This is a genomic window from Bacteroides propionicigenes, assembly GCF_018390535.1.
Lineage (GTDB): Bacteria > Bacteroidota > Bacteroidia > Bacteroidales > Bacteroidaceae > Bacteroides > Bacteroides propionicigenes.
Genome location: NZ_JAHBBW010000001.1, coordinates 582,534 through 594,574 on the forward strand (window position 1 = coordinate 582,534; position 12,041 = coordinate 594,574).

Sequence of the window (12,041 nt, forward strand, 5' to 3'; positions counted from 1 at the left end):
TCAGCGCATCTTTGCAGCGAATTAAGAAACGTATAAAAGAGATGAGCACGAAATTAGATTTAGGAAAGATTTTCTTCCTTATTTTATTCCTTACACTTTCTGCCATGACGGTCATGGCAGGTACCATCAAAGGTACTATCACCGACAGGCAGACCCGGGAGCCGCTGACCGGAGCTACCGTACAGATAGCGGGAACTACGCAAGGCGCCATCGCCGATATAGACGGCAACTACTCTCTGGATGTAAAAAACGGAACTTACACATTATCCATTAAATATGTAGGCTACAAAGACATCGTCATGAATAATGTAAAAACAGGCAATGCCGATGTCGTACTGAACTTTGAGCTGGAGAGCGACGCGCAGGCGCTGGGTGAAGTATCCGTAGTAGCCCGAAAGAACCTTGAAGGCGAACGTGCACTGCAAATGGAACGCCAAAACGCCACCCTCGCCATCGAGAACCTCGGTTCAAAGGAAATGGGCATCAAAGGCATCGGCAATGTGGAAGAAGGAGTAAAGAAGATTACAGGTATCTCCATTGCCGACGCAGGACAACTCATCGTGCGCGGACTGGGCGACCGGTACAGCACAACCACCCTGAACGGACTTCCCATAGCTTCTCCCAATCCCGACAACAAACTGATTCCGCTGGACCTCTTTCCATCGAGCACCGTACAGAACATCACCGTAAGCAAAGTATATAATGCGGAAGCCTTTGCCGACTATTCGGGCGCGCACATCGACATCAACACCAAAGAGAGTATCACCGAAGATTTCTTCAATATCAGTTTCAACACCGGCGGCAAGTTCAACACTTTGGGCAAAGACCGCTACCGGATGAACCGCAACGGCTCGCTGTTCAAGACTTCCGGTGTAGACCAAGCCGCACTCGATATGTCCCTGTCGGATTTTGACGACTATGTAAAGACCGGAAATATATTCGACACCTCGTTTGCCGTAAAGAAGAAATCATCCCTGCCGGACTTTGGCGGCAACCTCGGTTTCGGCAAGAACATCGGCATTGGCAACCAGACACTCAGCATACTGGCATCCGTAAGCGCCGGCAACGGCTATCAAAATATGGACAACGCCTTCTATAAAACTCTGGAAGCGACAGGCAATGTACAGGATAACTTCTCATACGACAGCTATGCACAAGAGTTGAAACTCGCGGCACTGGGACACGTAGGCTATACCCTGCGCCGACACGACCGCATCGGTTACACCTTTTTCTATGCACGCAATGCCGTAGACACTTACCAGCGCCGCGAAGGTATAGACGCAGAGGACCACGAACTGACCGGAAGCAACAGCATCACACATATCTACACCCTGCAGAACCACCAACTGAACGGGCTCCACGACTTCGGCGAGCGCGAACAGTGGGAACTGACTTGGGGCGGATCGTACAGCAAGACCGGAAGCGAAGAACCGGACAGACGCCAAGTGATGTACATCAAGAATGACGACGGCACACTCGGCCTCTTCAAGCTGAACCGCCAAGAAACCATGCGTTACTTCGGCAGCCTGGACGAGGAAGAATGGAACGGGAACCTCGCCATGCGCTGGAAATGGAGTGAAAACAACTTCCTGAAACTGGGTTTCAACTACAAAAACAAGAACCGCGACTACAAAGCAACCCGTTTCTACTACAACCTGAACAGGATTAATCCCGACATCACCGACATTTACGACACCGACGGTTTCCTGAACCAAGCAAACATTGCAGACGGGAACATAGTAGTACAGCGTGTGATGCAGCCCAAAGACAGTTACCGTGCAGGAAACGAAATCTACTCCGGCTACCTTCTGACCGACTTCTACCCTGTACCGGCATTACTGGTAAACCTCGGCGTGCGCTACGAGATAAGCAAACAATGGGTGAACTATGCCACCGACGGCGGCGACTGGTATGCCGAACGACGTAACTTGGACAAGAACGACTTCTTCCCCACCCTGAATCTGAAGTATGCAGTGAACGACGCCAACAGCATCCGTTTCTCCGCATCCCGCACCGTTACCCGTCCTTCATTCATCGAAATGGCCCCCTTTCTCTATCAGGAGTCTTACGGTTCGGCGCAAATCCGCGGTAACGATGAACTGCAAAACGGCTACAACTATAACTTTGACCTGCGCTACGAACGTTTCGGCAAGAACGGAGACATGATTTCACTGACCGGTTACTTCAAATACCTCGACAGCCCGATAGAACGCATCCAAGCATTGCAAGGCGGAGCCACACTCCACAGCTTCCGGAACGCGGACAACGGAATGGCTGTCGGTGTGGAAGTGGAGTTTCGCAAGCAACTGGTAAACGACCTGCGTCTGGGTGCTAACGTCAGCTATATGTACACCAACGTAAAATTGCCCGAAGGCGGCGCGTACACCAACAAAGAGCGTCCCTTGCAAGGCGCATCCCCCATTCTTGCCAATGCGGACCTCACCTACTCCCCCCGCTTCGGCGAAGAGCGGCAACTGAACCTCGCCTTGCTCTACAACCTGCAAGGCAGCCGCATCCATGCGGTAGGCGTGTCCAAGCTGGGGGACATCAAGCAACAAACCCTGCACACTCTGAACTTCAGCGCCGGCTACGACCTCAACAAGCACTTCAGCCTGAAGCTGCAAGTAAACGACCTGTTGAACCGCGACGTTATCTTCAAGCAGGAAGTACCCGTCACCGGCGAAGAGGTGGAAGTGGAACGCTATAAGAAAAGCGCCAACTTCGAGATAGGTTTCAGCTACAAACTATAAATCCTTTTAAATAGAGTATAAACAGACGAACAGTCAATTTAAAAACAACTGAATTATGAAAGCAATGAAATTGAAATTCTATTCTTTGGCTCTTGCAGCCGGAATGCTTACCCTCACCGCCTGTAGCGATGACAACAACGACAACAACGGTGACAAAGGTAATGAGATAGAAAACGGCAGTACCCTGAAAGGTACTATCACCGAAGACGTGACCCTGACGGCCGGCAGCACCTACAAGTTGAGCGGAGAATATATTGTAGAGGCGGGCGCCACACTGAACATTGAAGAAGGCGTAAAGATTATCTCCGTCTACGACAATATCGTAGACTATATTTTGGTGAAACAGGGCGCTAAAATCAATGCCGTAGGCACTCCCGACAAGCCCATCATCATGACCAGCGAAAAAGAAGAACCCGGTGCATGGGGCGGTATCCACATCTGCGGAAAGGCACACACCAACGCTGAAGGCGGTAAAGGAAGCTCTGAAATAGGCGGCGCCGTATATGGCGGCAATGATGATGCCGACAACTCCGGTACGTTGCAATACATCCGTTTGGAATATACCGGTTTTGCTTTCGACGAAGAGCATGAAGCCAACGGAATCTCCTTCTACGGTGTAGGCAGCGGTACAATCGTAGACCACTGCGAGGCTTACAAAGGTTCGGACGATGGTTTCGAGTTCTTCGGAGGTTCGGTAAATGTAAGCAATATGGTGGTGGTGAGTTGCAGCGACGACTCCTTCGACTGGACGGAAGGCTGGAACGGAAAAGGCACAGACCTCGTTGCCTATCAGGAAGCCAAAGCTACATTGGGCTACGACTGCGACTGCCTCATCGAAGCCGACAACAACGAAAACGACAATGCAGCCACTCCCGTATCGCATCCTGTACTCAAGAACCTCATTCTTGCAGGTAACGGCGAAAGCAAGCAGGGCATCCGCCTGCGCCGCGGTACTCAAGCCGACATAGACAATGCCAAAGTATGCGGTAAAGGCCAACCGCTGGTTGTAGAAAGCCCGTTAACGAATGCCGCACTGAAAAACGGTACTTCCAAACTGACCAATATGACCATCACCGCCGCATTGAAATCCGACGGAGACTACACCAATAATGACTTCACCGCCGTAACAAGCAACAAAGTAGACGAAGCTCTGTCATACGCTTCCTTCGATGCCATTAAAGCCGCATGCGACTGGATGAAGGGAAGCTGGGTAAAATAATAATTCTTCCGACTTAGCTCTTACGGCTTGACCTTTACGCTAAGGCACATTCTGTCATTCTGAACGAAGTGAAGAATCTCCTCTCTTAATCATGAGGAGAAGAGATTCTTCACTCCGTTCAGAATGACAGTTTCTTCAACTACCCCTTCTTCTGCTTCTTCAACTCCTTCTTCACATCCTGTACCTTAATACATCCGGATGTTTTTCATAAAAACATGGAGATGTTATGGAACAAAAGAACGAGATGTTGTGACCGCTCAATATAGGCCTCAAAGGTGCTAAGTCCTAATGAGAAAAGCAATAAAGGAACATCCATTAAAAACAATCTCAAGGAAAAAGAACACACTACCGAAAACTTCCTTAATTTTGCACCCATGAGAATAAACAAGCAATCGGTAATTACCCTTTTCTTTCTGCTTTGCCTTTGCGCATGCAGGCAAGTACCCTACCCTACTGCCCTAATTACAGCCGACAGCCTTGCCAACATTATGCCGGACAGTGCCATTCACCTTCTGGAAAGCATCAAGACGGAAATATCCACCGCTCCCGAGGCCACACAAATGTACTACCGCCTGCTCTGCATCAAGGCCAAAGACAAAGCATACATCCTCAACACCACGGACAGCCTTATACTCCCCATCCTGAACTACTACGTAGAAAAAGACGACAAGCGTCATCTGCCCGAAGCCTACTACTACGCCGGCAGAGTCTATCGCGACTTGGGAGACGCCCCGCAAGCATTACCCTATTTCTACAAGGCAATGGAAGCTCTGCCCGAAGACACTGAATCACCGCTGAAAGGCAAGATATACAGCCAGATAAGCACTTTGCTGCTTTCCCAAAAACTCTATGAAGAGGGACTGGAAGTATTGAAGGAAGGGTATCGGTACAGTTTATTGAGAAGAGACAGCATCGATATGTTGTTCTGCTTGAGGGATATAGGCAGTGCCTACCGTGAACTGGAGAGGCCGGACAGCACCCTGCACTATTTCAGGGAGGCAAGAAAGCTGGCCTATGCGATGGACAACAGACGCATGATAAACATGACCGAAAGCCAGGTCGCAGCCGTCTGCGTACAATTGGAAGACTGGGAGAATGCCAAGCAAGCACTGGACATCGCCATCAAAAGTACCTATCTTCCGGGATTGTCGTCCACTTATTCCATTGCCGCAGAATACTACTACCTCACCGGGCAACCGGACTCCACCATCTACTATTGTAAACGGATAGAAGATGTAGGAAATGTCTATGGCAAAAGGAACGCCTGCCTGCGCATGGGAAACATATCTCTGGATCGCGGCAATCCGCAAGCGGCACTGAAGTACATCAATCAATATCTTCTATACAACGACTCGGTATCAAGACTGGAGAATATGGAAACTATCCGCAAGATGCACTCCATTTACAACTACCGGCTGCGGGAGAAAGAAAACGATGCACTGAAGACCGAAAACAGCCGGAAAACACTAATCATGGCGTATTCCATCGCGTCCGGCCTCATCCTGCTCTTGCTCTTCCTGCTATACTGGCAGCACAGCCGCCGGAAACAGTTACTGCTGAACGCCCAATTGGAAGACATCAGACGCCTTAAAGAAGAACAATACCAAAAGAGCACCCTCTTCATCAAAGAGAACAAGAAGAAGATAGCACTTCTGGAACAACAACTCCAAGCCCTCGGCGAAAAAGACAAAGCACTGAGAGCGCAACTACAGATGCAAAAGGAGATAACCCTCTATGCCAACAAAAGAGCCGAAATAGAGAAGGACGAACAACGTATGCTGTACTCCGTCATACAGGAATCGGATATCTACCGGTTGCTCAAAGAAGAAATCTTGCCCGACAACCGCCCCATAACCCGCGAAGAGTGGAAAGCCCTGAAAGAAACCGTGAACGATGTCTATGACGACTTCACCGGAAAACTGTACCGGTACCACAAACTCAGCGAACACGAGTTGCACATCTGCCTGCTACTCAAGATAAACATGTCACCCATAGAAATCGCCCGGTTGACCAGCCATACCAAAGAATCCATCTCTTCTGCCCGCCGAAGGCTCTACGAAAAGGTATTCAGAGAGAAAGGAGCCCCCGGAAAGTGGGACGAATTTATAGCATCCTTATAGCCGCTATGGAATAGTATGCACACAGAAATGCACACTATATGCACACTCTCCGATGAGTCATCATTCAATGAAATTGTCTTTATTTGTGATGCAAATTGAAATCTGTATCATACCCGGAAAGGTTCTTATTGTAGAAGCGCAAAAGGCATCCGGAAAGATGCACGCTAATACCATTGGGTTATGAACATTAGAACAATATTGATTATGGGATTGCTTAGTATGTTAATACCGGTTTGTAACGCACAAAGAATACTTACAGAGCAAGAACAGGCAGATATAGATACTTTTCTTTATTTACAAGCCAAGCACGAAACGGAGATAAAAGCTTTGATTACGACCGACACACTGTACTTGGTGGACAGGAAATATGTCTATGCTTACAAGGGTTACCATATTTCCTACGACAATACCAAAGTAATCCCTTTGACCTCCAAAGAGAAGCAGACAATCACCGATGCATATAAAGAAGGAACATTAGGTATTTCAGTTAATGACGTTGTTAATTATGCTGCCATTCCGACATTTTATACTTATTTATTTGTAACAGGAGACACATTTATATTATCTTATAACTATGGAATATTCAAATACGGGGACTTCGAAGAATATGATGTTACAATTTCTAATAAATGGCGACAAAAAGTCGAATCAATCATCAAGAAATACTGTCCTGACAGCTTTTCCCAAAGTGAACAGTATTGAAATGTACACTATATGCACACTTCCAAACCACTTCTGATTCAATAATATTACTTTTCTTTGCCGGAAAATAAACAATGCCCAAAACTATTATGGTATGAAGAAAATGTTTTTAATGTTCCTCCTATGCGGAGCGACCCTGCTGAACACATCAGCACAAGAGAAAATATATAAAATAGATGAAGTATCAGTTATCAACTACGGCGACGGACGATTACTGTACCGCCATTGGGATCAGGATAAAACTCCCCTGCAAGGCGAGCATCGCATCATCGATGGTTATCGTTCAGAATACTTTATTGCCAACTTCAAGGACGGAATGTATGACGGTCTTTACCGATACTACAAAAATAATGTATTGATGATAGAAAGCACTTACAAGAACGGTAACTTTGACGGCTATCGCAAAGCATTCTATCCAGACGGCAAAACCTTGGCAGAGGAATCGACCTTCATAAACGGGAAGATGAACGGCATCATCAAGTCCTATTATCAGAACGGACAGGTGAAAACCGAAGTCAGCTACAAAATGGGTGTACAGGACGGACCGGACCGCCGTTACAGCGAAGATGGAAAACTGCTTCTGGACACCTACTATAAAGACGGACTGCCGGACGGCAACTGGGTGGAGCACATCACAAGCAACAGAGGTGACTACACATGCCGCCGTAGCTTTAAGAACGGGAAAATGACGGGAGAATATTCCAGAATATGGGCAAGCGGAAAGCCACGCGAAAAAGGCACTTACAAAGACGGCAAGAAAGAAGGTGTCTGGACAGAATACCGCGACGACGGAACGCCATCCGTCTCGACCACCTATAAGGCCGATGAAAAAACCGGGGAAGAAAAGCATTACTTCACCAACGGGAAGGTAGAAACATCAAGAAACTTCCTGAACGGAAAACGTGACGGCATCAGCCGTGAATATTACAGCAGCAACGGCAAGTTGAAATCGGAACGCACTTACAAAACCAACAAAGAGGAAGGGCCCTACAAGCGTTTCTACGAGGACGGAACATTACGTGAAGAAGGACGCTGCGAAAACGACACAGAAGTCTATCGCAAGGAATATTACGATAACGGCAAGCTGAAAGCCGTAGCGGAACGCCCCAACGGTAGTGGTTCGTGGACTACACTGGAAAGGTATGACCGTAACGGGAACAAGCAATAAAACGCGTTTGCCGGGAATAATCAAGAGACTGCTCATCGGTTGTTTCCCGGCATTCGGCATCTGCATGTCTGCTTGTCCACAGGAAAGATGTGATGTAAAGCAAGACATTTACCGGTTGCAACAGGGCTATGAACTTTGCGTCTCTTTATCACCGGATAGCATACGCAGGTTCACCTTAAAGCATGGGGATGAGACGCGATTGATTGAGGAAGAACCGATAGAATGCACACAAGCCGATAAATATGCTTTGCGTTACAGCGGAATAGATTTCGAAAAGTATTTCGTATTAGACCGTTGGGAATCACAGTACAATGTCCGTCTGTACCTATACGAGAAGAGTACCGGAAAGAATCTTTTCAAGAACAAACTGTATTATGAAAGCGATTATGACACTACGTCAGACCTATTGCTCTACCGGGATGCCGACGACAAAACCAACCCCGATGGAAATTTGACCTTACTTGACTTGCAGACGCTATCCGAAACGAAGATAGACATAAGACGATTTATCCCTAAAGGAGAAAGCCCCGTCTATTACCAGGCAAATTTTGAGATAAGCAGGGTGAGCGGTGATTCTGTCTATATCACCTATCATACTGACGAACCGGTCAGTCATCCGTTTCTTCTATATAAAAGAGGGCGAACAGAAGTAACTGAAAACAAGTAAGACACATGATTCCAAACAAAAGCATAAAAGTCTTATCGATTACCATTGCAGTCATTCTGGCTGTTCTATTGGTACTCAATGCTCTGCAAGATACGGATGACTGCGGGTCGGCAGCAGCTTTGGCTGTTTTATGGGTAATCGCAGCTTTTGACCCTTTATGTCCTTACGCTATAGGTTGGCAAATAGCAGCATGGATGTCATTCGTAAGTTTTACCATCATACTGATTGCATCCGTATGTAAATGTACCCCTATTAAACGAATACTGATTTTCTATAGCATCATGCCTATCATATATATTGTAGTGACCATGATTTTAGACGCAAAGTTACATCCGGCCGAGTTTCCGGCTAATATTGATAAGCAGATTTATAAAGCAATAGCTTGTTTAATCGTATGCCGCATCAGTTGTTCTTATGTACGTTACTATATAGGCAGTGCATGGCACGGCGTATTGGCACTACTACTCTACCTTAGTATAGGCACCATCGTAATTATAACACAGGAATATTAATAAATAAAACGATTAGAATGAAAGCGAAACTAATTTTCTATGGCACCATGATTGCCATATACACAGGAATAATGATAATAAATATAACAATAGCTTCTTCCTCAGGATGTAGTACTACCTCATTCCCGATTTTAGAGTACGTTCTTGAAGCTTGGCTGATTTGTCTATTCGTATGTCCTTTCAGTTGCTTTTTTGCCCGACACTATACAGGCAGTGCATGGCATGGCGTACTGGCACTACTGTTATTCCTTATTATTGCAGGGTATATCTTTATATGGTATGATGTACTGGCATTACTACTATTATTCATTATTATCGTAGGAGGTATCATTACAGTACTGTTATATCGAAAAGCAAATAAATAGAAGATATGAAAAAAGTAGTCATCCTCCTCCTCTTGGCAATATTCATCAGCAGTTGCGGAAACAAGCAAAGTAAAGCAACTCATGCACAAGTTGAGACACCCCAAAGCGACAGCCTCACTCCAGCACCCCAATGCGACGACACTATCCCGGTGACCCGATATAGCGGCATCTATACATTCGGGGATTCCACCACCCGTCAGGGAGCACCCAAAGGGGAAGCTTATTTCTACCCATACGATGACACCACGCTGCTATTCTATATTTATGTCAACATCGGAGCACCTGCATATAACAGCGGTTCCATTGACGGACACATCGCCGTACACAACGGAAAAGCCACTTACCGTGCATACCTCGGCATGACAGAAAACGATTGTGTGCTACACTTCGAGTTCAAAGGCGATACACTGACCGTTGTTCAAGAAGGATACGAAAACTGCGACTGCGGTTTCGGTAATCATGTCTTTCTGGATGATACTTTCGTCCGGACTACGCCGGATATTCCCCAATACTTCGTCACCATCGCCAACGATACAGTCTATTTCAGCCAATTGAAGGAGCAGGAACAAGAAAAATATAAAACCTGCCCCAAAATAGACAGCCGCTTCATAAGCTACTTCCCCGATTTAGCTTTAGGCAAAGGGCATGATCGCGGAAAACAGATTCCGCAAGAAATCATCAATGAGTTCCTCCCCGATTTGTCCGATTCACTTTATATAAAGGAAGAATTCTATGCCGTAGGCAAAATCATCGGCTACAGAAATATGGATTTATTCGTACTGGACCGTGAGCAGGAACGGGAAGATGAAGACTCTTATGACAACCATGTAGACCACGAGCGCTTGCTATTGTTATTCGATAAGGCAGGTTTTCCGGTACAAAGTACTAATGAATACAATGAATTTAGTGAGTATTATTCAAACGAGAAAGAGACCCGCACCACTATCACAATGGCAAATCACTACTATGGAGAAGGCGGCGAGGCACATTTCAGTAGTTTTTTTGATAGAGATACCACTCTTATCAGCCATGAACATGTTTCGGCTTCCGAATCTGCCACAGGATACCAAACCTCGATTATCAGTGATAAGGAATGGCGATGGCAAATCAGCCGGGAAGGTAAGGAAGAGATAGTAGAAATCACAAAAATAAAATACTCATCTCCATTCTTTGAACGCAGTTTTTTAGTAAAACAAGATTGGGACACACTGCCGGACACATCATCCGACACCAAGCTCATCAGGCTCTTTCCCACAGAAACTCTCCCATACACATTATATAGTGATGACGATTTCAAGTTGAACGAAAAGATAGAACTGCGCTTTTATATCAGTAAAAAGGGAGATTACATTTTCACCACCTTTGAACTGGTCGATGATAATGGAGAGGTGATAGACCGCTACATTGTGGGCAGGAATCATGACGAGCCGCCAACCACCAGAGTTACCCCCGTGGAGAGTAAACGAAAATGCCCCATTATCATGGAAACTTCGGATGGAGAAATATATGTGAAACCGGGAGAGAAACATATTTCGTTCCTATAACACAATACCCAATCCCATAGAACCAATTATAAAGACATGAAATTCAATAGATACACTTGCCTGCTCTTGCCAAGTATAGCATTACTGCTCACCGCATGCGGTCACAATGCCCAACCGCAAGAACACTATAATTCAGTTTTAATCACAGAATACAACAACACCTACGATAATGCGGGCAGATTGGTGAATGTAAAAGCAGTAAATACGCATAATCTGTACTACAGTCAAGACAAAGCTTATATACTGACATCTAATAGTTTGCAGCAATATATCTATAGCAATGACACGGACTATATAGCCACAGAGATTTCCGACTCTGACATAAAGACAACAAGCCGTCACAAGAACATAAAAGAGGAACTTTGGCTAAAAGATGGCAAGGATACCACATTCTACTCATTTACCAGATATTACGCCAAGGACAAACCGGAATACATAAAAGATATATCCGCATCCGCCGATACTCCTTCGGAGAAACAGGTCTCCGAAAGTTTTTATACTTATGACAGTCAAGGAGAACTCCTTAAAACAACAGACACAGACTTGATAACCGGGCAGAAAACAGAAAGATACTTCTTCAAAGGGATTACCTACGAGGAAGCTCTACAAAAGATACCTCACTCCGAATGTACACAGGAGATAGTTTGCGAAAACACTACGACAAACAATGACACCGTTATTGTCCTGACTACCATTGACGGAGCGCCCAGTAAAACCCGGAAAGAATACAGAGACGGAGAACTAAGGATTGAAGTTCTCAATAGGGAATTCGAAGATTTTCATTGGACAGACAGTACCTACTACAAGAATGGCATGAAGTTCAAAGAAACCCGTATTGATTCAAACCGGACAAATAAAACCATAACAATCTCAATTTATGATGAAAAGGGGCATTTATTGAAAGAAACCGATAAATACAAATACAATATAAGTACAGAACAAGAAGATTTACTGCCATCCTATCAGATACCCTATATATCAGATGAGCTTTGAT

At 45.7% G+C, this 12,041-nt stretch carries 9 protein-coding genes; all 9 read left to right on the top strand.

The genetic code is table 11. From position 1 onward, the window contains the following. Positions 1 to 41 precede the first annotated feature (41 nt). Entirely contained in the window at positions 42 to 2,750 is a 2,709-nt protein-coding gene (locus tag KG118_RS02540; protein WP_117711067.1) for a TonB-dependent receptor, read from the top strand. Positions 2,751 to 2,805: 55 nt separating this feature from the next. Then, complete coding sequence (locus tag KG118_RS02545; protein ID WP_117711066.1) at positions 2,806 to 3,969, top strand: hypothetical protein; 1,164 nt, start codon at positions 2,806 to 2,808, stop codon at positions 3,967 to 3,969. 374 nt (positions 3,970 to 4,343) lie between these two features. Next, positions 4,344 to 6,089, top strand: a complete 1,746-nt coding sequence (locus KG118_RS02550; RefSeq protein WP_147331363.1) for a tetratricopeptide repeat protein — start codon at positions 4,344 to 4,346, stop codon at positions 6,087 to 6,089. A gap of 180 nt (positions 6,090 to 6,269) precedes the next feature. Further along, positions 6,270 to 6,791: a hypothetical protein gene (locus KG118_RS02555; RefSeq protein ID WP_147331362.1), complete on the top strand. Its 522-nt coding sequence runs from the start codon at positions 6,270 to 6,272 to the stop codon at positions 6,789 to 6,791. A 94-nt stretch (positions 6,792 to 6,885) separates the two neighbouring features. Beyond that, the gene (locus tag KG118_RS02560) at positions 6,886 to 7,959 is read left to right on the top strand and encodes a toxin-antitoxin system YwqK family antitoxin (protein ID WP_117711063.1); all 1,074 of its coding nucleotides are present in this window, start codon (positions 6,886 to 6,888) and stop codon (positions 7,957 to 7,959) included. Further along, positions 7,934 to 8,626 carry a hypothetical protein gene (locus KG118_RS02565; RefSeq protein WP_117711062.1) on the top strand — a complete coding sequence of 231 codons (693 nt, stop codon included), beginning with the start codon at positions 7,934 to 7,936 and terminating at the stop codon, positions 8,624 to 8,626. The genes KG118_RS02560 and KG118_RS02565 overlap by 26 nt, the downstream gene beginning before the upstream one ends. Before the next feature lie 5 nt (positions 8,627 to 8,631). Next, positions 8,632 to 9,138: a hypothetical protein gene (locus KG118_RS02570; RefSeq protein ID WP_147331361.1), complete on the top strand. Its 507-nt coding sequence runs from the start codon at positions 8,632 to 8,634 to the stop codon at positions 9,136 to 9,138. Positions 9,139 to 9,508: 370 nt separating this feature from the next. Then, entirely contained in the window at positions 9,509 to 11,047 is a 1,539-nt protein-coding gene (locus KG118_RS02575) for a hypothetical protein (protein ID WP_117711059.1), read from the top strand. A 36-nt stretch (positions 11,048 to 11,083) separates the two neighbouring features. After that, positions 11,084 to 12,040, top strand: coding sequence for a hypothetical protein (locus KG118_RS02580; protein WP_117711058.1), 957 nt, complete (start codon positions 11,084 to 11,086; stop codon positions 12,038 to 12,040). The last annotated feature ends 1 nt before the right edge of the window (position 12,041 follow it).

What these genes read in the sequence shown, in the direction of transcription:
- KG118_RS02540 (WP_117711067.1), top strand. Translation starts at nt 42, where the DNA reads ATGAGCACGAAATTAGATTTAGGAAAGATTTTCTTCCTTATTTTATTC.
- KG118_RS02545 (WP_117711066.1), top strand. Translation starts at nt 2,806, where the DNA reads ATGAAAGCAATGAAATTGAAATTCTATTCTTTGGCTCTTGCAGCCGGA.
- KG118_RS02550 (WP_147331363.1), top strand. Translation starts at nt 4,344, where the DNA reads ATGAGAATAAACAAGCAATCGGTAATTACCCTTTTCTTTCTGCTTTGC.
- KG118_RS02555 (WP_147331362.1), top strand. Translation starts at nt 6,270, where the DNA reads ATGAACATTAGAACAATATTGATTATGGGATTGCTTAGTATGTTAATA.
- KG118_RS02560 (WP_117711063.1), top strand. Translation starts at nt 6,886, where the DNA reads ATGAAGAAAATGTTTTTAATGTTCCTCCTATGCGGAGCGACCCTGCTG.
- KG118_RS02565 (WP_117711062.1), top strand. Translation starts at nt 7,934, where the DNA reads ATGACCGTAACGGGAACAAGCAATAAAACGCGTTTGCCGGGAATAATC.
- KG118_RS02570 (WP_147331361.1), top strand. Translation starts at nt 8,632, where the DNA reads ATGATTCCAAACAAAAGCATAAAAGTCTTATCGATTACCATTGCAGTC.
- KG118_RS02575 (WP_117711059.1), top strand. Translation starts at nt 9,509, where the DNA reads ATGAAAAAAGTAGTCATCCTCCTCCTCTTGGCAATATTCATCAGCAGT.
- KG118_RS02580 (WP_117711058.1), top strand. Translation starts at nt 11,084, where the DNA reads ATGAAATTCAATAGATACACTTGCCTGCTCTTGCCAAGTATAGCATTA.